This is a genomic window from Fuerstiella marisgermanici (assembly GCF_001983935.1).
Lineage (GTDB): Bacteria > Planctomycetota > Planctomycetia > Planctomycetales > Planctomycetaceae > Fuerstiella > Fuerstiella marisgermanici.
In genome coordinates, this window is the sequence record NZ_CP017641.1 from 3521588 (window position 1) to 3543256 (window position 21669).

Genomic DNA, 21669 nt, shown 5'->3' on the forward strand with positions numbered 1-21669 from the left:
GAGCCTCACCCGCACACCAACGCCGGCGCTTCAGCATTCGTCCAGCTCATCCATCCGCCACGCCAACCGTCTGCCGGGACGCCCCGGCCGGTTTAGTTGAGTAGCTGGAAGGCGGCGACGGCGGCACCGGCGAGAGCTCCGAGAGCCAGAAGCAGCAGAGCGTTGCGGCGGAAGGTTTGCGACTTTTCCATGTCGCTGATGCTGATGACTTCGAAACCGCTACCATCGCTGAATGAAATCTTTGAGCCGTGTCGCAATTCTGTGTGAGCGGCCGGCTTGCCGTTAACGAATGTCGGTTGCGAACGCGATTCCTGGTGCAGCTTCCAGCAGGAACCGTCGTATTCGAGGTAGCATTGGCGGTTGTCGACCACAGTGCCACGCATTTTAATTTCACACTCGTCCGAATTCCCGATGCGCGTCTTCACGCGTTTTAAGGGGAATGACTGTTTCGTCTTGAACCGACGCAACGACCAGCCCTTCGGCACATTGGTGCGATTCTTCTGAGTCGGGCGGACCGCAGGCGGGTTGGCGTCTGCCATGGGCACGCTGCGCGGTCGTGGTGGAGCGGGTTGGCGAATCGCAGGCGTGTCGTCACCGGCATGGGTGTCGACTTCCGCGCTGAAGTGGTGGCTGGGATTGTTCAACCAGCCGGAAGCAGAGGTAATCGAAGAACGAGGCCCCGTCGCGCGGGCGGCCTTCTGGCTTTCGACGCGAGTTTCCTTGTCGCGTGCCTGTTTGGCTCGCAAAGTCACCAGTTGACGGAATTCGAATTTCACCGGTCGCCGTTTCGAAAACGGCTTCAGCGCGTCGACCAGTTCTGCAGCGGACTGGAAACGGTCTTTCGGGTTCTTCGACATCAAGCGGTCGACAATCGCGACCACTTCGTCCGGCACATCTTTGCGGATATCCTGAATCGGCCGATAAGTCTTGTTTTGGTGAGCCGCGATTTTGGCCGCGTTTGTTTTTTCCGGGTAGGGAACTCGGCCAGTCAACGCCACGTACAGCGTGCATCCGAGGCTGTATAAGTCGGCGGTTGCGTCGATCTTGCTGCTGTCGACGGCTTGTTCCGGAGCGATATAGTCAGGAGTTCCCAGGCAATCGTGCCCGAAGATCATGGCTAGCGAAAATTCTTCACCCGCTCGGCCTTCGATTTTTGCCAGCCCGAAGTCCAGCAGCTTGGCGACGCCTTCAGAATTGATCAAAACATTCGCGGGCTTGATATCGCGATGGATGATGCCCAGTTCATGAGCGGCGTTAAGCCCCTTCGCGACCTGCCGAAAAATGTCGCACGCCATGTACCATTTAACGGGACCGTGCAAAGCGACAAGTTCGTGCAGGCTGATGCCGCGCATGAACTCCATCACCATGTAGTTGACGGCGCCTGTGCTGTCGATCCGGTAGGTTTCGATGACATTGGGATGCTTAATCTGCATGCCAGCCAAAGCTTCCAGCTTCATGCGGGCCAGCATGCCAGCGTCCATCGCGTGCTGGCTGGACATCACCTTGAGTGCTACTTTGCGATTGTGCTCAGGGTCTTCGGCAATGTAAACGCAGCCCATCCCACCGACGCCAAGGACTTCTCGCACGCGATAGCCGTCGATCACGAAGCCACGGTAGCGGCCTTCCAGCAATCGTTCGGCCTGAAACGGCGTAACGATTCGGTTTTGCACCAGCGCGCGAGCCACGTCTTCCGGCGGCATGTCGTCGGACAACTCAAGCTTACGAACGACCTTGCGCACCTGTTCTGCCGAAAGCAGTTCGCTTTTTTGCAGCAGTTCGAATAATTCGCTGGCAGCGGTCGGGGCCTGCATAGACGTTGCCGATTTCGGAGAAAACTAGTGATGAGAATGCGGAATCAGCAGCCTACTACATCCTTGCACTGTGATTTTCAACACTATCATACGCTCGCTGTCGGCAGACATTCCAGAGGTTTCGAAACGGAACCACTGGCGTTGCCAAACGCAAACGTGCCTGAATAAGTGGGAAATCCCATCCCCCCTTGGGGCTTATTTAACACACTGAGATTCCGTTTGTACAGTTCTGTCCTGCTTCATTTGCGGATCTCCACACGAGTTCGGCCGGTAAGGAAAGCCGGGAAGACCTGATGAGGGCCCTGCCATCCATGCTGATTCGAATCGCCAATTTCAGAACGCCCGTAGAATCGCCGGAAGAAGATCTGCGCGAGCGGCTACGGCGAAAGCTGGGGCTGGACGATACCGACCTGCAGTCGTTTCGAATCATTCGCAAGAGTCTCGACGCTCGCCAACGCAGAAGCCTGCAGTACGTTTATTCCGTGGCCGTCGCTGTTCCAGACGGCAGCAAGTTGAAGTCGTCCTCCGATTTCCAGGTGCAGCCGTTTGAAGGCAAGCCGTTCTTCGATCCTTCGCCCGGCACCACCGGCATGGAACACCGCCCGGTCGTGATCGGATCGGGACCCGCAGGTCTGCTGGCAGGCTACTACCTGGCGATCAAAGGCTATCGACCGATCATTATCGAACGCGGGCGGCCGGTGAAGGAACGAGTACCTGCGATTCGGAAATTCGATCGCGGCGGCGAACATGATGAAGAGAACAATTATCTGTTCGGCGAAGGCGGCGCGGGTTGCTTTAGTGATGGAAAACTGACGTGTCGTATCACCGGGCCGGACGTGGATTGGGTGTTAAAGAGTTTCGTGGATTGCGGCGGGCGACCTTCGCTGACCTACGAACACCGGCCTCATCTTGGCAGCAACAAGTTACCGATGATCTGCCGCAACTATCGGCGCAAAACAGAAGCGTTGGGTGGCGAATACCGTTTTGGCTGTTGTCTCGAAGGTGTGAAGATTTCCGACGGACGTTTGCAGGGACTGGAAACATCGTCTGGGTTTATTCCCGCCTCACACTGCATTCTGGCGATTGGTCACAGCGCGCGAGACACCTACCGAATGCTGCTGGACGCCGGTCTGCCGTTGCAGGCCAAAGCGTTTCAAATGGGGCTGCGAATCGAACACCCTCAGCAGTTGATCAACGAGCACAAATACGGCCGGGAAGAATATCTTCAACAACTGGGCGCCGCCGACTACACGCTGGTCGCAAAGGGCGAACGCGATCTGTTCACGTTTTGCATGTGTGCTGGCGGAGTTGTAATCCCCAGCGTGTCTGAACCGAACATGTACTGTTCGAACGGCATGAGCAACTCACGCCACGACACTCCGTTTGCTAATAGCGGGCTCGTGGTGACTCTGGAACCGGAACATTTCGGTAGTGCTCACCCCCTTGCGGGCGTTGAGCTGCAACGGCTGTACGAAGCGAGGGCGTTCGAAATGACTGGCGGCAATTACGAAGCTCCGGTGCAACGCGCTGTTGACTTCCTTGCGAACAGGACGCCTTCGCCGCAGGAAGTGATTCCGTCGTCGTATGAACGAGGCGTCAAGCCGCGTAATCTTGCCGAAGTGTTGCCGCCGCCAATTCTAAAAGCGATTCAGGCCGGACTGCCGGTGATGGATGCCAAGTGGAAGGGCAAATACCTGCCCGACGCTGTGCTGGTCGGCCCGGAAATGCGGGGTAGTTCGCCCGTGCGCATCGACCGCGATCGTGAGAGCTGGCAGATTCCCGGTTTGAGCGGCGTTTATCCGGTGGGCGAAGGAGCGGGCTATGCAGGCGGCATCGTCACCGCCGCCGTCGACGGCCTCCGCGCGGCCAGAAAGATTGTCGAACAGTTCGCGCCGGTTTAACGACATGAGGCAAGATTACGCCGCAGTGCGCAGCCAATCGCATTCGGGGCGACATGGTGCCAATAGATAACTTTGCTCGCGGCGTGCAATCAATGTCGTCGGCGTCACCTTCTTCTGCCCAAGCACTTGCAGCGACATCGACATAAACTCCCGTCCGATGTGAGCCAGGCACCAGGCATACATGCCCCGAGTTATTTCTGTGGCATCAACTTCGTGCGTAGCAAACTGAATTCGATATGGCCGCCGCATGGCAGCGTATCGTGGGCGCGAATGTCACGGCCACCTGAGCCATTAAGCCGGTGGTGAGTGCCGTCAATTCGAGCGAGTGTCTGATGCCAAAATAGAAAGCGGAAAGGATGGAGGCATAATACGTAATCACGGCGTCAAACCACGCTCGCAACAATGGATTTTTACTTGGGGTCAGGTAGGTGTCTCGGTTCCGGCTGCCACTCGTGTATCTCAGAAAACGCGACCGAACCGGTTGGTGAGATCGACCAGACTTGAGCCATCTTTCGACACGTGATCTGGAGTGGAGACTGGCCGGAGGAAACTCCGCCGGGTAGGCACGATATCACAGTGGCCCCCAGCGTTCCGTCAGGGCTAAAATGAGACTCGACTAACAAATTGAGATATTCGTGATTGGAAGCATTGACATCCCACACGTACTGCTTACCGGTACGCGGAAGTGTTCCGGCGGGCGGCCCGAGAATCCTTGGATTCACTCGCTCTTCGTTTGCAGCATCCTGCCATGCGAACTGCATGGTGCGAGTTAGGTCGTCCACATGGACGTCGTAACCCAATGTTCCGGCCACGAGAACTCGCCACGTATTGTTCCCGTCTCGTTTGAGAATGACGACGGTTGGCGATCCTATCAGAGTGGATTCGCTCACGAAGTCCTGCCGATCGGCGTTCACTCCCTTCCCACGTGTTTCGACGAGTGCAATTGCGATCTTGTCGTTTCCGGCGATTTCAATACCCGTGGTGCGCACGTCGAGTCCCTGTCGCCATCGCACATCATCAGACTCAGTCATCCCGCGCTGGGGAGACTCCGGATCAATGTGCTTCCGCAGTAGTCCCAGGTTTCCTTCAGACCACCATTCGGCGACCTGCCTCGCAAACTGCTGAGCTTCAACTTCACTCCGCCGTGTTGTAAAACGCCGCGTGCCGGAACTACTGCTGGCAGGCGGATCAAACAGGGCGTTCATGGCCTCTGCAGCGCGGTGATGGTTTGCGGAGTCAGGGAGCAACCAGACGTTTTGCATCGCAAAGTCATCGCACACGGCAGGTATCGACTCAAACCTCAAGCGTGTCGAAATGGCGTCGCGCGTTACTCCCTGTCTCATCAACTGCCGAATCAGACCACTGCGATTTGATGCGACCAGCAGATCGGGAATTCGTCCCCGCTCGTTTGACTCATCCCGCCGCGACTTGAGTTGGCTACGTGGCACGTGTTCTATTCGTGGCTTGAAACCGTTGTCTCGAAGATACGACAACAGTTCGGTATGATCATTAACTCTCTCGTTCGGTTCCGTCGTTGTTGAGTCTACGAACCAAAAAACCAGGTCCGCTGCTGCGACCGATGCGCTAACAATAATGTTAGCGGCCGATACTTCACTGGCAGGCGGCAGGGGCGGCGAATCTGTTGCGGCTCTTAACCGTTCTGCGTGTTGGTCAGGCGGCTCGAATCCAACACAATCTGTCACCTTTTCGTTATCTGCTGTCAGCACCATGGTTCTGGGGATCGTGAAGACGCCGTAGTCCTCCTGTACACCGGGGAACTCTGTTGTGCTCACCTTTACGCAGACGAAACGGGAAGCCAGATCGCGAATGATGGGATCCGAGTGCGTTTTTTCCTCCATGACGCGGCACCACAAGCACGATGGTCCGGTGAAGTAGACGAGGACCCGACGATTACTCTGCTTTGCTTCTTCGAGAGCAACCGAAATTGAGTGACCGAACACGATTGGCCGTGCGTCCGATCGCTCCTCGCCGGAGGCTCGATCGGTTGATTGCTCTGTCGGCACATCCCCGCATCCAGACACCAACAGTGCGGAGTAAAAGATTGCCAGGACGCGCCACAGAGATTGGTATGAGCGTCCCCGCTGCGATTGTGGTGAGTACGATGGCATGACCGTATGGTGTTGCAGTCGATGAATCATAGGAAAACGTTACTGAAGGGACGGCGACACTTGCATTGACCCTTGACGTATGACTTTTTATCTAACCATTGATTCGCGACAGGCAAAACCCTGAGGGGCATTAGAGCCGTAGCTGTCCATTTCAGCTTGGAGACTGGTCTTTTTCTGTCGGTTAGATTTTGATACGACAGGTGGATGGACACGGATGTCAGTCAGATCATCGCTGTGGAAGTGAAGCAGCTTGTGCTTAGCCTGCAGCGTGAGGTTGCGGAGCTGCGGGACGAGAACCGGCGGCTGCGTGATCGGATTGAAGAGCTCGAAGGTAAGAACCCCACAGAGCGACTCGACGAGGCGTTTTCGGTGACGGCGGAAGAGAGACGCCGCGCTGAAACGGGCCGCCGAAAAGGTCGCAAAAAACAATCCTCGGCGCGTCGCGGTCGTCGCACAACCGAGCAGAAAGCGGACAACGCCGAACGACGCGAACTCATTCTGCCGGAAGGTTACAACGTCGCAGAGTGCCGTTTCGTTCGGGAACGTTTCGTCTGGAGAGTGATCAACGGCCAAGCCGTGCAGGTCGTCTATGAAATCTATCACGGCCCCAACGGCGAGAAATCCGAAATTCCGGGCGTGTGGCCGCGGTCCGAATTCGGCATTGAAGTTCATATCGCGCTGGCTCGCATTGTGACCATCACGGGACTGTCGATCGACAAGACGTGTGCATTGATTGAATTCTTCTGGAATCTGCCGCTCGGCAAATCCCAGGCGGACGCTCTGTTGAATCAACTGGCACGGCGTTGGGAACAGGAATTCGAATCTCTGTGTGACCTGATGGCGTTCAGTGCGATTGTGCATGCAGACGAAACCAGTTGGAGTATCAACAGCGTGTGGGCTTTTTTGTCGGAGAAGGCGCGCGTGCTGATCTTCGGATGCCGCAAAGACGGCGACACACTGGCTCAGATCCTGTCGAAAGAATTGTTTGGAGGCGTGCTTGTTTCGGACGATGCGGCCGTGTACCGAGGTTTCAGTCACGCACAGAAATGCTGGGCTCACCTGCTGCGGAAGGCCATCCGTCTGACGCTGCTGAAGCCGGACAACGAAGAGTACCAGCGACTGCTCGACGGCCTGCTGGAAATTTTCTACGCGGCCAAACGCCACGCCGCCGATGGTCGTCTTGGCGATGCCGGTCGTGCGGCGAAGGTCGATGAACTTGATAACACGCTGGCGGCTCTGCTGGTGCGTTACTGCGCCGAGGATTCCGATGTTCGGGCGGCCGACTTCGGCAAGGATTTTGACAACCTGGTCTCAGAACTGATTCGGCTGATGACGGAAGAGGAGTTGTTTTGTTTTGTGACAAGCCCGGCCGCGCCAGCAACGAACAACGAAGCGGAACGCAGTCTTCGCGGCGCGGCCATGGACCGTCGCACAGGTCGAACGAGCAAAACATCGAAGGGAGCCCGTCGCCGCAGCATTCTTACAAGCGTCCTGGAATCGCTGAATCTCCATCTGAAAACACCAACGCTCAGTTCCGTGGTGGCCGAGGTCATGACGTGGCAGCAGGATGGATTCAGTCTGTTTGATCGACTGAAACTTGAAGTCGGCCTGACCTCCGCGCCGCCCGGTCAGTCGCGACTGTCCAAACTCGTCCCCGCCAACTGAACACCACACCTCACGCTGCGCACCACGCGGAAATGGACAGCTACGTGACAGAAAGGAGCGCCCGTCAATTCCGTGGTCGGCAAATCCCGTCGCCGGTGGATAGCTATCAGCAAGTTCGATCGAGGTCGGCAGCACATCGACGAACGAAAATCAGCGAGGCGTTGTTCGTGCCGGGAGCAACGAAACGCGAAAAGAGTCCTGCCCCTTCTTTCTCCTCGCGGCCATTAGAATCCGGCGCGACGTGGTCGATAAATCTACCGTAATACGGACGTAAACCCGACTTCTGGAACTAGACCACCGCTGCTCAGCGGTCGATATAGCGTAAGGGGTGGTTTCTATCAAATTGATTTTGGTCGACGCACTTGCTAGTCACGCTGAATATAGCTGCGCCTCGAATAAGTTGGTCCATCCGGGTTCTTTGTGGGTGAGGCGTTAATTCGTTAGTTTTCGTGGGATGCAGGGAACAGACTTTTACGAACAGATTTTGGGACTGACGGGGCCGTGGTTTGTGGCGGACGTTCAGCTGGATATGGAAGCTCAACAGGTCGACGTTTTCGTCGAACATGGCGAGGGCGAAACTTTTTGATGTCCGGATTGCGACAGGCAGCTGCCGTGCTATGACCACACGAAGTCTCGCAAATGGCGGCATCTGGACACGATGCAATTTGCGACCATCCTTCATGCCCGCACGCCTCGCGTGAAGTGCCCGGATCATGGCGTCAAACAGATCAGGCTTCCCTGGGCGGAAAAGAACAGCCGCTTCTCATTGTTCTTTGAACGCTTCGCCATCGACGTTCTTCTGGCCACACAAACCGTGAAAGGGGCGTGCAGCATTCTGGGGATCTCATGGGATGAATCGTGGCACATTCTGCAGAAGGCGGTGGCTCGCGGGAAGGATCGCAAACAATCGAAGAACCTCCCTCGAATCGGCATCGACGAGAAAGCCTTTCGAAAACGACACAACTACGTCACGCTGATCTATGACTTGGACAAGAGCACTGTCGAAGCGATTTCCGATGGTCATGACACGGCAGCCGCTGATGCCTGTTTCGATCAGCTTTCCGACAGTGAAAAGCAGTCTGTGGAGGCGGTTGCGATGGACATGAGTGCCGCATACGTCAAGAGCACCAAAGGCAACATTGCATTGGCCGAACAGAAGATTGTGCACGACCGCTTTCACATCATGAAGCTGGCAACCGAAGCCGTCGACAAGGTCCGTCGGTCGGAGCAGAAGAAGCTTCGCGCCGAAGGCGATGATCGATTGACGGGAACTCGGTATCTGTGGCTTTCAGGCCAGGAGAATCTCAGCGAAAAACAGCAGGAACGCTTTGATGCCGCATGGAAGGCAGAGTTACTCACGGGCAAAGCGTGGGCCTACAAGGAGATGCTGCGAGACCTCTGGGTTCATGACACTCCGGCAGAGGCCACGACGTTCTTCAATGACTGGTACAAGCGAGTCATCCACACAAAGCTGGAGCCAATGAAGAAAGTCGCTCGCACGATCAAAGAACGCTTAGCCAATGTGGTGAGCTACTGCACTCACGGAATCACAAACGCCGTCGCCGAAGGAATGAACAGCAAAATCATGGCCATCAAACGAAGAGTCGGCGGATACCGAAACCGCGACAACTTCAAAACCGCCATCCTCTTCTACTGCGGAGGACTCGACCTCTACCCACAATAATCCCGGATGGACCGTAAGAATGCTGCGGCGACGGGCTCCCTTCGATGTTTTGCTCGTTCGACCTGTGCGACGGTCCATGGCCGCGCCGCGAAGACTGCGTTCCGCTTCGTTGTTCGTTGCTGGCGCGGCCGGGCTTGTCACAAAACAAAACAACTCCTCTTCCGTCATCAGCCGAATCAGTTCTGAGACCAGGTTGTCAAAATCCTTGCCGAAGTCGGCCGCCCGAACATCGGAATCCTCGGCGCAGTAACGCACCAGCAGAGCCGCCAGCGTGTTATCAAGTTCATCGACCTTCGCCGCACGACCGGCATCGCCAAGACGACCATCGGCGGCGTGGCGTTTGGCCGCGTAGAAAATTTCCAGCAGGCCGTCGAGCAGTCGCTGGTACTCTTCGTTGTCCGGCTTCAGCAGCGTCAGACGGATGGCCTTCCGCAGCAGGTGAGCCCAGCATTTCTGTGCGTGACTGAAACCTCGGTACACGGCCGCATCGTCCGAAACAAGCACGCCTCCAAACAATTCTTTCGACAGGATCTGAGCCAGTGTGTCGCCGTCTTTGCGGCATCCGAAGATCAGCACGCGCGCCTTCTCCGACAAAAAAGCCCACACGCTGTTGATACTCCAACTGGTTTCGTCTGCATGCACAATCGCACTGAACGCCATCAGGTCACACAGAGATTCGAATTCCTGTTCCCAACGCCGTGCCAGTTGATTCAACAGAGCGTCCGCCTGGGATTTGCCGAGCGGCAGATTCCAGAAGAATTCAATCAATGCACACGTCTTGTCGATCGACAGTCCCGTGATGGTCACAATGCGAGCCAGCGCGATATGAACTTCAATGCCGAATTCGGACCGCGGCCACACGCCCGGAATTTCGGATTTCTCGCCGTTGGGGCCGTGATAGATTTCATAGACGACCTGCACGGCTTGGCCGTTGATCACTCTCCAGACGAAACGTTCCCGAACGAAACGGCACTCTGCGACGTTGTAACCTTCCGGCAGAATGAGTTCGCGTCGTTCGGCGTTGTCCGCTTTCTGCTCGGTTGTGCGACGACCGCGACGCGCCGAGGATTGTTTTTTGCGACCTTTTCGGCGGCCCGTTTCAGCGCGGCGTCTCTCTTCCGCCGTCACCGAAAACGCCTCGTCGAGTCGCTCTGTGGGGTTCTTACCTTCGAGCTCTTCAATCCGATCACGCAGCCGCCGGTTCTCGTCCCGCAGCTCCGCAACCTCACGCTGCAGGCTAAGCACAAGCTGCTTCACTTCCACAGCGATGATCTGACTGACATCCGTGTCCATCCACCTGTCGTATCAAAATCTAACCGACAGAAAAAGACCAGTCTCCAAGCTGAAATGGACAGCTACGTCGCAACATGCGGGACATCACCATCGGAGACGCGAAAGACTTTCGACGCTATCTTCAGGGTAAGCTGGCGGAAGATACGGTTCGTCGCACGTGTGGGATTGCGAAGCAGTTCTTCCAGGACGCCGTCGACCGAAGATTGATCAGTCGTAATCCTTTCAAGCATCGTGACCTTCCCACGGCTACCGGCGCCGGTGACAAGTCGCGCGAGTTCTTTATTTCACGAGACCTTGCCAAACGGGTGTTGGATGCACTCCCGACTGCTCAGTGGCGGGCGATGTTTGCTTTGGCACGCTATGCCGGGATGCGTTGCCCCTCGGAAGTCCTGTCACTGCGCTGGACTGATATCGACTGGGCACGTGAGCGAATCATCGTGACAAGCCCAAAGACCGAACACCACGAAGGTGGTGCATCACGAGAGATTCCATTGTTCCTGGAACTTCGTCCTTACCTTGAGGACTGCTTCGAACTGGCAGACGACGGGGCGGAGTTTGTAATCACTGATTACAGAAAGATGGATTCCAGCTATGGAACGCTGCTAACCCAACTTCCCCAACTCAAGTCACGAAGGCAGTGTTTTGTGCGGTGAGCGGCAAGAAGTTTCCACTACATTTGCTTTTGGATTATTTTCGAGGGCAGTTTGAGATTCAGTTTTTCCAGAAGAATCTGTTGATGGTCGGAGGGCTTTGACACGCAGCGAGTACGGATCTCCGGGCCGGTGCGAGTGGGCAGGACGACGTCCATCGAACGGATCTCCGACAGCTCCGCAAGCACACGGCGCGGTTCGTCGCCCAGCCCTGCTTTGCTGCACAGCTGGCCGAGCGTCTTCCACAACACATACGCCAGAAAACACACGAAGATGTGTGCCAGAACACGGTCCTCCTTCTGATGCCAGATCGGGCGGATCGAAAGATCGCTTTTGTGGATTCGGAACGCGGCTTCCGCTTCGGTCAGTTGGATGTACGCCTTCCAAAGTTCTTCGTCGGACCAGTCGCTGACATTCGTTCGCAGCAGATAGCATCCGGAACTCAGAGTCGCCCAGTCACGCGTAGCTTCGATCTTTGACCATTCGATGCGTGCGGCCCCGTCATCTGTCTTCGTGACTTTCACGTCGAAGAGCTTTGCCGCTCGAGTGTTCTTTCCGAGCAGCCGGCCGATCTCACGTTCGACCTTCATCGGGTCGCGTTTCTGTTTATCGCACCGCGCCGTCATGCGGATGAGCGACTCTTCGATCTTCTTTTCGAAGCGCTGTGTGATCGCTTCTTCCTTCTTTGATCGATCGCGACTGCGACACAGGATGAATGTCTCCGGCGATGTGTTGCAGTCTTCCGATTCATCCGGATCGTCGCTGCCGGGCCACGGCACGACCTTGACTTCCAGGCCATCGCGAATGCTGGTCCAGTCTTCCTTCAGCAGCTCGTGTTCAAACTTCTTCAGCATCGATTTGGGAGTGCCGACGATGTAGCGTCGACCGCCTTCGCGCAGGAATTCGATGTTGTCTTCCGACACCATGCCGCGATCCATGACCCAGATGCGATCGCTTTTCCCGTAGCGTGCTTCCATCGTTTCGACGATGTGTTCCACGGTAGTAACGTCGGCCGTATTGCCGGCAAACACCTTGTATCCCAGCGGCATTCCGCATCGAGACACCACCAGCCCGATGCAGACCTGCTTGCAGTCGCTGCGGTTATCGCGCGAATAGCCACGCTGAGCCAGCGGATTGCGTTCGGCCTGACCTTCGAAGTAAGTGCTGGTGACGTCATACATCAGCAGGTCGTATTCGAGATCGAACAGATGGCCAAGGCGATTCTTCAGATGCGTTTCCAATGCGTCCTTGTGCGGCAGCAGCTGATCGAGTGTGCGGTACAGCCGATTATCGTTCACACGTTCTTCGCTCACGCCGAGCAGATCGGGCAGCGCCGTTTTCGGATACCATTGTTCGGCCGTGAACAGTTCACTGGCGGGTTCGAGGAGCCGGGCAATGATCAGAATCAGCGAACTCACATCCCAGCCGACCAGTTCGCGACCTTCGGGGATCGCGTTGTTCAGAAATGTGTCGAGCTGCAGCGTGCGAATCAGGTGCAGAGCCATCCACGGTCCGCCGAACTGCCGCAGGTTTTCCACACGAACTCCGGCGGCGTTGACTTCAACCCATCGCGGAGCGACAGCCGTCGCGTCGTCATCAAATTCGAATTGCATCTGTCGACTGAGCGGCTGCGATCGATCGCCCGTTGCCGCCGTAGCATCGGTATCGGCCAGAACTTCCGCCGCCTGCTGCACACCCAGTCGCCCGGCTTCGTCAAGCTTCCCCAGCCACGCGACCACCCGTTGCCGCGGCCCACTGGCCGAGCGATACGATTCGACCAGCGCCCAGTAGGCGTGGCGACGACCGTTTTTGATCCGATGGCATTGGCGAATGAACATGATCGCAAATGCTACCGACGGATCTCCGACCAACCAGATCAGAGGTCGTCACTACATCGTGTTTCAGATTTCAAACGCTGGACTTTCGGAAAATCGATAACAAAAACACGCCGAATAAATTCTCTGCAACCACATTTTGTGCGGCTGCTGGGGAAGTTGGGCTAACGAAGAAGTTGAGAGCGGCGAGTATTCAGCCGTGGCCGAAGCCGTGGCAAAACCTGCGTTCCACATGCGAAACGGAACTTGCTGAGTCGTATCCCCTTCACGTCGTTTGTGAGTGGATCGGGAATTCAACGACAGTGGCTCAAAAGCATTACCTGCAGGTCACCGATGATCACTTCGCAAAGGCGGTGCAGAATCCGGTGCAGCAAATGCACGAAACCCGTCGCGATGACTCGCAACGGGTTCCGGCGGAAGACACGAATGTCAATGAATTGCGGGAGTTTGCAACTCCTTGCTCCCCCTTACGGGGTCTCCCGATGGGCGCTGAGGGACTCGAACCCCCGACCCCCTCGGTGTAAACGAGGTGCTCTAGCCAACTGAGCTAAGCGCCCGGGTCGTTTCACTGGCAGCCGTCTGTGAACAGCGGCTGCCAGTGAGACGCGGAGTATGGCAGGCGGGTTCGGGGGTTTCAAGACTGACGACGACTGAATGAGTCGATTTTTTCGCGGCCGCTGAATCGGGAATTCCCGTTCGGTCGATTCTGCCGCCTGAAACACCTTCCAGTGCCAGGTGGGGCCGTTTTGCACGAGGATTGCTCACCGCGCAAAACGGTTTGGTTTGCACCCAGCCGGTGGCTTGGGTTTACCAGTCGACGTCTGTCCGCGTGTGGATGCGGCTGGCGACTTCTGTGACGTGGGGATTGCTGTGAGTCAGGCGTTGCAGAATCTTTTCCGTCGGCACGCCCTCAATTTCGCAGATCACGGACACGCGATCCGTCGCGATCGCTCGGGTGGCCACACAATCGTCGAAGGTTTCGCGTAGCGTTTTTTCCATATCGCTTTGGTCGATCCCTTCCGGCATCAGCCCCAGCACACGACGTCGGCCGCCCGAACCGCGGAAGCCAGGCCAGGCACTTTGCGGAAAATCTTCCGTATCGCCCAGAGCGTCGGCGGCCTGCCCGTCCTGATCGGACGACGCAATCAGAAATCGAGCCGCCGAGGTGCTCAGCTTTTTGCCCAGGTCATCAGACGTCTGGTCGTTTTTCAGGAACTCACTTAACACGTCGGGAAACGAAGTTCGAACGTGCCGGTCGAAGGCGTCGATGATCGGCTGCGGCACAGAATCCGTCAGCAGCAATGGACCGGCCATGTCGGCAGCAATATTTTCCAGACTGTCCTTGAGTGTCTTCAGCTTAGCCTGGAACGAACTCACAGACTGAGCCACCTTCAAAACGTGGTCGATGAAGCACTGATGGATTGTTTGGTAGGCCAGCAGCACGCAGTATTGTCGGCAAAAGGCGTGAGCAGCCTCGTCCAGAGTTTCGCCATCGTTGGGCTGGATGGGTGAATCGCTGGGAGCCATCGTCGACAGGTCTGTAAACGCAGATTCGATTTCGGCCAACAGAGCTTTGCAGCCCGTAACGGTCGCGTCCAGAGTGTTGACGACGTAGCCCGAAGCGGCGTTCGCGCCTTCCAGACGGTGCGGCGTGTCGAGCAACTTCTGCAGGTGGTCGTGGATCGAAACTTCGCAGCTTTTTGTAATGCTGGTCAGAGACTGTGACAGTTCGGCCACAATTCGATGCAGGGACGGACCATTTTCAGAAATGGACGTGCTACAGCCAAGCAGTTGTGCCATGTGGTTCAACACATCGCCGCGTGGCTGAGTTTCGAAGTTGACTTCGGCCTTCACCTTTATGAACACGTCTTCCGCGTACGCTCCGATTTTGCGACCACATTCGCCTTTCAGGAGGGCTCGCACCTGACGTGGAAGCGTGTTGTCGGTCAGCTTTAGATCGTCCAGCAAAGTGCGTGTATCAGTGAGTTCCGCGGGAAGCTGCCGTTGATTTTCTCCGGAACCCTGTCCCATGTGGCCGCACCAGCGACGCAACATCAACGAACACAGATTCGCTCCCTCCGAAGACGCCGTTTGAAAACATTCGGCATCCTGCGAACTGATACCCAGCATCCGAACGGACAGATGAGAATTCGCATCCACGATTTCTGCTTCTCGCCACGCACGAAAGTCTGCCTGAGCGTCGGTGGCGGCGGCATCGTAAAGATACGTCGCCACCTTGCCGGCTTCGCGGTGGAATTTTCGTCGGCTCAGGCCGTCGCCCAAATGCACGAAGAATGAATGGTCGAACGGCGTCGTTTCTTCTGTTGTTTGGCGAGTGTCAAATCCTCGCGGCGAACCCAGGCCAGGCGTAGACAGGTGAACCAGTTCCTGAAGCGTCGCCACAGTGTTAGCTTCCTGCACGTCAGTAACGTTTCGAGTCGCTCCGGTGCCGTGCAGCAGGATTCCGTGAACTTCGACGTCCTGCATTAGTTCTTTCTTCACGATCGCTTTTACCATTAACCCGATGTCGGCCACGGAACCGCTGCTGGTGCCGCCCGATGTGGCCGCCACCACAAAGACATCAACGCCTTCGTTGCGGCGTCGGGATCGGGCCATCAGGTCCTCAGAATTCTGTTCGTGCGGTGACGCGGCTTCTCGCAGCATTTCTGTGATGTGCCGGCGAACGGTCGCCTGATGATCGCACAACGCCAGGCGTCCGAGCGGTCGGATGCCGTCGACCTGTCCGGACCGAGGAATGTTGAACAGCCAGCGGCGGCTAAGCCATGACAGATCAACACCGCTGGCTGAGCGGTATTCTTTAGACGATCGCAATGGGATGGCGAGTGTTTGTTCTGCGGACAGGCCCGGCTTATCGCCCACAGCTTTCAGCTCAGACAGCGCTTCTCGATCGGTGTCGATTTGAAGGATCGGATAGTCGGCCGCTCGGCTTCCCAATTGTTCGTCAAGTCGGTTGCGTAGCTGCTGCATGACGATTCCGGCCAACCCGCCGACACCGATAAATACGGCGGGGCGAAGTGCTTTGCCGGTCGTTTGTTCGGTAGTGATTGCAATCGGTGTTGATTCTTCGCGAGTCAACGCTTCGTCGTTGATGCAGCCCTGCGTTTTTAACAATGCTGTGCGAGCCAGATCTCCGTTGTCGGCCTGCTGAACAAAGACCTTGTTCGAACTGCGGCCATGCTTACGTTTTGCCAGTTCGTCAACGAACTGCCGGCAGTTGTCGAACCGTGAGTGCATATTTTTCGACAACGCTCGCGCGACAACAGGACGGTCGATTGGCTGCAGGTTGGACACATCCGGCTGACTGCGGAGGTGTTGAGCCGTTAGCTGTGCGGCCGTGCGACCGTTAAACGGCAGGACGCCGGTAAGCATGTATTGGTACACAATTGCCAGGCTGTACTGGTCGGTCGCTCGACCGGGCCGACCTTCGAACAGTTCCGGCGCGGCGAAGGTCGGCGTGAAACCGTTGATGACTGACACGTTGGTCACGTTCAGGTCTTTTGCCAGTCCGAAGTCGCCCACCTTGGCGTGATCACCCTGCAGCAGAATGTTGTCAGGTTTCACGTCCAGGTGCTGAAGGCCATGCTTTTCGGCCATGAAGTCAAGAGCGTCCGCGCTGTCGCGCAGATACCCGAGCAGTTCATCGCGCGGAATGCCGGCGCGGCCTTCGGTTCGACATTCGTCAAACCGTTGCGACAGATTACCGTCGGCGAGCTCCGTCACCACGATCATCCGTGATTCGACGACTTCGATCCGTTCGATACTTAACAGAAACGGATGTCGCAGATCGCGCATGCGTTCCAGTGCTTTGAATTCTGCTTCAGCGTGGCTTCCTGTCCGTTCGCCGTACATGATCTTGACGGCTTTTGGCAAACCGCCTGGACCAATCGCCTTCCAGACTTCTCCGTAACCGCCGGAACCGAGGCGATGAGTGAGGTCGTAGCCAGCCAGCTTGTGGCCGCCCAGGGCTTCCAGTGCGCGAGCGGAATCGTCGGCCTGCAGAAACTCCGTGGGACTCATTCTTTCTTTGATATCAACTTGTTGTGTGTTCATATTTTGTCTCCGCGTTTCGCGTCTCGATCGTGATGTGCCAGCAGATCTTTGGTATCGATTTCGGTAAAGAAGCCACCCGCCACGCGGTCGAAATAGTCGGCTCTCATTTCAAACTGCAAATCGTTATAGGTGCAATAATGCTTCACCTGCAGCAGTAGATCGCGAGCGTGGCAGCGACGCAGCGGTCGTTCAAACGGTCGGTAGTATGTGGCCAGCAAATGGTCGACGGCGTCGGGTTCGTAAAAGCAACCCACCTTGTCCGCCGCGATTTGAAACAGGCTGTGGAATTCGTGGTCGTCAGGATCTTTCAGTTCAATGCGGTAAGGAATGCGCCGCAAGAATGCTTCGTCCACCAGGTCGGCAGGGCTGAGGTTCGTTGAAAAGATGATCAACTGTTCGAAGGGAACCTGCAGTTTCTTTCCTGTCGGCAACGTGAGAAAGTCGTGCTTGTTTTCGAGAGGCACGATCCAGCGGTTCAACAGTTCTTCGGGTGAGATTCGTTGTCGGCCGAAGTCGTCGATCAGCAGGCAGCCACAGTTACTCTTCAACTGAAGCGGCGCTTCGCTGACGTTGGATACGGGATCGTGGCGAATTTCCAGATTGTCCATCGTAAGTTCGCCACCCACCACAACCGTGGGCCGACGGACTCGCACCCATCGTGTGTCGTAGCTGTTTGCGTTGCCGGTCTGATCGGCCACGTGGTGATAGGCCGGGTCGAACAGCGTGATGATTTGACGGCCGTCGATGATGGCATGTGGCAGCCAGATCTCCTGACCAAAACAGCTAGTGATGCGGTTGGCCAGTGTCGACTTGCCGTTCCCGGGAGCTCCATACAAGAACATGCCGCTGCCCGAATTGATTGCCGGGCCAAGCAGGTCCTGTAGTTCACCTTCGATGGAGATATCCTGAAACGCATCGATCAGTTCAGCGCGGCGAATCGGTTCATCGCCGATGGCTTGAGCTTCGACAGAAATGATGTAGTCCATCACGGGCACGGGAGCGGGCCCAACGTACGAGCACTCGTTGTGAAACGTTTGAGCTCGCTTACGACCTTCGTCAGACAGTCCGTAGACGTAGTCATTAAAGCTGCTGGATGCCACGTGAGTCACCAGGCGTCGTGTGCGGAGACGTTCCAGTGTGGCTTCCGCGATTTTGAACGGTAGACACAATTCTGAGGCGACAGTGCGGCCGCTGGTGCTGCCACTGGCCAGCAACAGCTTGGCAACCAGCGCTTCCAGAAACGGTTCGCTCAAACCGAGATCGTGCGCAGACCGTGGATCGGTTGGCCAGAACCGTTCGCCGCTTAGCAGCAGCGACAGTAGTGAAGAATCAGGTGCTGCAGGAGCGATTGTGGACATGACTGGAAAACCCTGGACGACCAGTTGTTCGGAATTGAAAGGTGTGTTCGCTGGTGAGCGAATTCTGTTCTTAATCTATGGTGACAACGTGTTATGCTGAGCTGTGGCTGCGGCGAACCGTTTTCGACAGCAAATCGCTTGCTCCCACGATCCCCACGCGGCTGCGTGTTTAGGTAAACTGTTCGAGGTTCTGTCCCGTCATTCGAATTTTTCTTAGGAACTCGTAAGCCGCTGACTGATTAAGGGCCAGTGCCCGGTTAGTCCGGCGTTGACTACAGCACGAGTTTCTCCGGTGTCGTTTTCTCCTCTGGAATCCATTTCTTGACGGGCTCACCTTTTCCAAACAGGTAGCCCTGAGCCAGTTCGAAGCCGAGTTCCTGGCAAATTTCAGCTTCTTCCCGAGTTTCAATTCCTTCCGCCAGCGGAATGACGTCGAGGTCCTTCACAATGCGGATCAACCCGGCGACCGTCGACCGGCGTGCATCTGTCGCAGTGGACAAGCCCTGCACAAGTTTGACGTCAAACTTCAGAACATCTGGCGGCACTTCGATAAGTTCCGTTAGTCGAGCCTGGCCAGCTCCGAAGTCGTCGTAGGCTAATCCAATGGACAGGTCATTCAGTTCCTGGCGAAGGCACCGAAGGTAGTCGACCGAAGTGACACCCGATTCATGAACCTCAAGCATGATCGACAGATCCGGATAACGTTGCCGTAGGTCTCGCAGCGAGTAGATCAGATCCTGGTCGTTGAGTTCCGCCGGATGCGTGTTCAGATAGAAGTCCATCGACGGATCCAGCACGTTGGTGGCCCGCATCCCTTCCAGCCGACAGATGCGACTGAGGGCTGCTTCGCTTGTTCGCTGAGCCGCAACTTTGAACATCTTGGCTGGCGTTTCGAGCCCGATAAACTGGCTTCGCGACAGCACTTCAAAGCCGACTCTTTCTTCCGACCCCAATCGCACAATCGGCTGAAAATACGGTTCGACGCCCGGACGACTCATCAGCGTGCTGAACTGAACCTGAGCGATCGCTTCGCTGGCGGCGTCGGACGCAACCGTGCGAATTTGAGTCACCGCGCTGTCTTTTTGCACGGTGAACATCACGTTGCCAAAGTGCAGGATGTCGTTGTCACGCAGGGCTTCCACGGTGTACAGACGCCGACCGTTCAGCAGCGTGCCGTTGGTGCTGTCGCGGTCGCGAATGAGCAATTGGTCGCCCGCCACCAGGATTTCGGCGTGGTGTCCGGAAACCGTGCCGTTCGAAATGCTGACGGTGTTTTCCGGGTGACGACCGATCGTGAACGGCTGGCACTGTACGGGCAGTCGCTGAGCCGTTCCGTTTTCGTTGATGTGAGCGTGCAACACCCATAGAACCTCGTCGGCGGGCACGATGTTCTCCATATCTGCAGCTTCCATCTCAGCCGCGAATGCGGCATCAAATTCAGTCAGATGAGGTTGTTTTTCATTGTTCATGACACGAACTCGTTTAAAAGAAACCTGCGTTTAGCGAGCAGGCTGGAGTAACTGTGTTGTCAGATCGGCGCTGGTGCTGTCGGGTTACCGGCAGCTGTGGTTTCCGCAATTGCGGATTCTGCAACTGCGACTTCGTTAGTAATGGCTTCGGTACAGTCGATGGGTTCCGGCGTTGGCTCATTGCCCGTTCCGAATTCCACTCGCCATGCGTTTCGACTCGATTTCTTGGCTTCGTAAAGACAGTTGTCTGCGGCCACGAACAGTTCTTCCGGCAGACTTTCGCTGAATCCGCCGTGACGCACGGCAGCCCCGACACTCGCTTCCACATGGACTCGATCGCCGTCAACGTTCAACGCGATTTCGCCAATGCTGTTCAACAGTCGCGAGACAGGGATTTCGATGTCACCTGGTGCGCAACCCAGACACAAGGCCACAAACTCGTCGCCACCGAATCGAGCGACGACGTCGTACGACCGCATGGCCACTTCCAGTTTGCGTCCCACAAGCGTGAGCAGTTCGTCGCCGACAACGTGACCGTAGGTGTCGTTCACGCTTTTGAAATCGTCCAGGTCGACAACAACCACGCCGATTGACATATTCGAACGTTGAGACCGATCCCACTCTTCACGCAAGCGGCGTTCGTAGGCAAGCCGATTCATCAGACTGGTCAATGGGTCCGACAATGCGGCTGAAAACAACGATTCCATCCGTCGCCAGCTTAAGAACAGATCGCCATTCACAGCCAGGCCGAACAGCGTGTCGCCTTCACGAATCGCCGAGCATTGCAGCTCATCTCGCTCAAGCGTTGGGTTCTCGACGCTGACGTCGGTCAGCGAAAGATTCGACATTGCTCCGATCGGCATGGCGACCCAGCGAGATCGTTCAAACGGATTGCTGGCCAACAACCGTCGATTGATTTCTCGCGTAGGAACGATGCCGATCAGCCGATCGTTGTCGTCCGACACCAGTACGTATTCGTGGTTTCCGGGCGGCGGTAAATCGCGCAACAAAGTTTCTCGATGCACCATCAGCGGTGCGTCGCGGCTGGCGCGTGAAGAAACCCGAATCGTGGCGTCGGCGGATCTTAAATTGTTAGGTGTGTTCATGATCACGTTGGTTCAGCCCGCGGTCTCGTGATGTGAAGTCAGATGCTCTAGGTGGATGTTGCGCAAGCCGGATTTGTGAACGCTTACCCGACTACGCCTAGTTGCAGGCTAGCTCGGGTTTGAGGTGACGTTGCCAAAAATGCACATTTGCACGGTGTCAAAGCCAAACGATTGCGCCGGCTTCACCGATTACTCCCGCAAAAACAGTCGGTATGCACCGACGGGCGGTTGGCGTGGTGGGCGGTTGAGCTGGACGAGGGTTGAAACGCCGGCGGTGCTTTCGATGTGCAGCGGCGCGCGTGGTCGGCCAGCAGCCGGGGGTGTGGCAAGGAGAAACTCATACCGGGATGCGAGCCATTCACCCCGAGTGAAAGCTGGTTTGGGGCGTATAGATACACGGGGCCAGGGCTGATTTGCCAGGGGGGACTCACGGGCGTCGCCGCCCCGAGCCCTGGGCTGGGGCGTTGGGGGTGTTTGCAGTGGTGTAGGCGCGGTGTCGGCGGCTACCGACTGGCGAACCGTTTCGTTGTGCGGAAGTGGTCGTTTTTGCTGATCGCCAACCGAACCCTCGGCCTTAGTCCGTGTCTTTTCAGCATTCGCCGAAATTCGCTTTTGCCGTGGAAAATCCCTACGGGCGAGCCACTTTGGCATTGATCCTGGCGACGCGTGACTGGGCGTCTTGCGGCGGCAAACGGTG

General features: G+C 56.6%; 12 protein-coding genes, 1 tRNA gene and 1 pseudogene. 5 read left to right on the top strand and 9 right to left on the bottom strand.

Translation table 11 applies throughout. The features are described 5' to 3' along the window. Nucleotides 1-92 precede the first annotated feature (92 nt). Entirely contained in the window at nt 93-1811 is a 1719-nt protein-coding gene (locus tag Fuma_RS13275; protein ID WP_077024562.1) for a protein kinase domain-containing protein, read from the bottom strand. Between the two features lie 311 nt (nt 1812-2122). On the opposite strand from Fuma_RS13275, the gene Fuma_RS13280 reads away from it, so the two are divergent. Next, nucleotides 2123-3712 (top strand): NAD(P)/FAD-dependent oxidoreductase, encoded by a 1590-nt coding sequence (locus Fuma_RS13280; protein WP_077024563.1) that lies wholly within the window; start codon nt 2123-2125, stop codon nt 3710-3712. Between the two features lie 410 nt (nt 3713-4122). Here Fuma_RS13280 and Fuma_RS13290 read toward each other — a convergent pair whose 3' ends face one another. Then, a complete protein-coding gene (locus Fuma_RS13290) occupies nt 4123-5871 on the bottom strand; it encodes a thioredoxin family protein (RefSeq protein WP_083732023.1) in 1749 nt (582 codons plus the stop codon). A gap of 174 nt (nt 5872-6045) precedes the next feature. Here Fuma_RS13290 and Fuma_RS13295 point away from each other — a divergent pair, with 174 nt between their 5' ends. From Fuma_RS13295 to Fuma_RS36205, 3 genes and pseudogenes are all read left to right on the top strand, one after another. Next, nucleotides 6046-7506: an IS66 family transposase gene (locus Fuma_RS13295; protein ID WP_077022387.1), complete on the top strand. Its 1461-nt coding sequence runs from the start codon at nt 6046-6048 to the stop codon at nt 7504-7506. A gap of 454 nt (nt 7507-7960) precedes the next feature. Further along, entirely contained in the window at nt 7961-8092 is a 132-nt protein-coding gene (locus Fuma_RS36425; RefSeq protein ID WP_257787794.1) for a hypothetical protein, read from the top strand. Between the two features lie 12 nt (nt 8093-8104). Then, a pseudogene (locus tag Fuma_RS36205) lies at nt 8105-9097 on the top strand (ISL3 family transposase); the annotation flags it as partial. On the opposite strand, the gene Fuma_RS35910 reads toward Fuma_RS36205, so the two are convergent. Beyond that, the gene (locus tag Fuma_RS35910; RefSeq protein ID WP_077024566.1) at nt 9020-10483 is read right to left on the bottom strand and encodes an IS66 family transposase; all 1464 of its coding nucleotides are present in this window, start codon (nt 10481-10483) and stop codon (nt 9020-9022) included. The pseudogene Fuma_RS36205 and the gene Fuma_RS35910 overlap by 78 nt on opposite strands. Before the next feature lie 74 nt (nt 10484-10557). Here Fuma_RS35910 and Fuma_RS13310 point away from each other — a divergent pair, with 74 nt between their 5' ends. Next, nucleotides 10558-11136 carry a tyrosine-type recombinase/integrase gene (locus tag Fuma_RS13310; protein ID WP_077024567.1) on the top strand — a complete coding sequence of 193 codons (579 nt, stop codon included), beginning with the start codon at nt 10558-10560 and terminating at the stop codon, nt 11134-11136. Between the two features lie 17 nt (nt 11137-11153). On the opposite strand, the gene Fuma_RS13315 is transcribed toward Fuma_RS13310, so the two are convergent. The 6 genes from Fuma_RS13315 to Fuma_RS13340 all read right to left on the bottom strand — a co-directional run bounded on the left by Fuma_RS13315 (nt 11154) and on the right by Fuma_RS13340 (nt 20972). Next, on the bottom strand, nt 11154-12971 hold the full coding sequence (locus Fuma_RS13315; RefSeq protein ID WP_077024568.1) for an IS1634 family transposase: 1818 nt from the start codon (nt 12969-12971) through the stop codon (nt 11154-11156). Between the two features lie 480 nt (nt 12972-13451). After that, nucleotides 13452-13525: transfer RNA gene (locus tag Fuma_RS13320), tRNA-Val, on the bottom strand. Nucleotides 13526-13775: 250 nt separating this feature from the next. Next, a complete protein-coding gene (locus Fuma_RS13325; RefSeq protein ID WP_077024569.1) occupies nt 13776-17039 on the bottom strand; it encodes a tubulin-like doman-containing protein in 3264 nt (1087 codons plus the stop codon). Continuing rightward, on the bottom strand, nt 17036-18397 hold the full coding sequence (locus tag Fuma_RS13330; protein ID WP_077024570.1) for an AAA family ATPase: 1362 nt from the start codon (nt 18395-18397) through the stop codon (nt 17036-17038). Before Fuma_RS13330 ends, Fuma_RS13325 begins: the two co-directional genes overlap by 4 nt. Before the next feature lie 272 nt (nt 18398-18669). Next, nucleotides 18670-19866 (bottom strand): EAL domain-containing protein, encoded by a 1197-nt coding sequence (locus tag Fuma_RS13335; protein ID WP_077024571.1) that lies wholly within the window; start codon nt 19864-19866, stop codon nt 18670-18672. Between the two features lie 59 nt (nt 19867-19925). After that, complete coding sequence (locus Fuma_RS13340; protein ID WP_077024572.1) at nt 19926-20972, bottom strand: GGDEF domain-containing protein; 1047 nt, start codon at nt 20970-20972, stop codon at nt 19926-19928. Nucleotides 20973-21669: the final 697 nt, after the last annotated feature.

Bases quoted from the DNA above. Each gene is read 5' to 3' on its own strand.
- Fuma_RS35910 (WP_077024566.1), bottom strand. From the start codon at position 10,483: ATGGACACGGATGTCAGTCAGATCATCGCTGTGGAAGTGAAGCAGCTT.
- Fuma_RS13340 (WP_077024572.1), bottom strand. From the start codon at position 20,972: ATGAACACACCTAACAATTTAAGATCCGCCGACGCCACGATTCGGGTT.
- Fuma_RS13275 (WP_077024562.1), bottom strand. From the start codon at position 1,811: ATGCAGGCCCCGACCGCTGCCAGCGAATTATTCGAACTGCTGCAAAAA.
- Fuma_RS13295 (WP_077022387.1), top strand. From the start codon at position 6,046: ATGGACACGGATGTCAGTCAGATCATCGCTGTGGAAGTGAAGCAGCTT.
- Fuma_RS13290 (WP_083732023.1), bottom strand. From the start codon at position 5,871: ATGATTCATCGACTGCAACACCATACGGTCATGCCATCGTACTCACCA.
- Fuma_RS13280 (WP_077024563.1), top strand. From the start codon at position 2,123: ATGCTGATTCGAATCGCCAATTTCAGAACGCCCGTAGAATCGCCGGAA.
- Fuma_RS13310 (WP_077024567.1), top strand. From the start codon at position 10,558: ATGCGGGACATCACCATCGGAGACGCGAAAGACTTTCGACGCTATCTT.
- Fuma_RS36425 (WP_257787794.1), top strand. From the start codon at position 7,961: ATGCAGGGAACAGACTTTTACGAACAGATTTTGGGACTGACGGGGCCG.
- Fuma_RS13315 (WP_077024568.1), bottom strand. From the start codon at position 12,971: ATGTTCATTCGCCAATGCCATCGGATCAAAAACGGTCGTCGCCACGCC.
- Fuma_RS13330 (WP_077024570.1), bottom strand. From the start codon at position 18,397: ATGTCCACAATCGCTCCTGCAGCACCTGATTCTTCACTACTGTCGCTG.
- Fuma_RS13325 (WP_077024569.1), bottom strand. From the start codon at position 17,039: ATGAACACACAACAAGTTGATATCAAAGAAAGAATGAGTCCCACGGAG.
- Fuma_RS13335 (WP_077024571.1), bottom strand. From the start codon at position 19,866: ATGAACAATGAAAAACAACCTCATCTGACTGAATTTGATGCCGCATTC.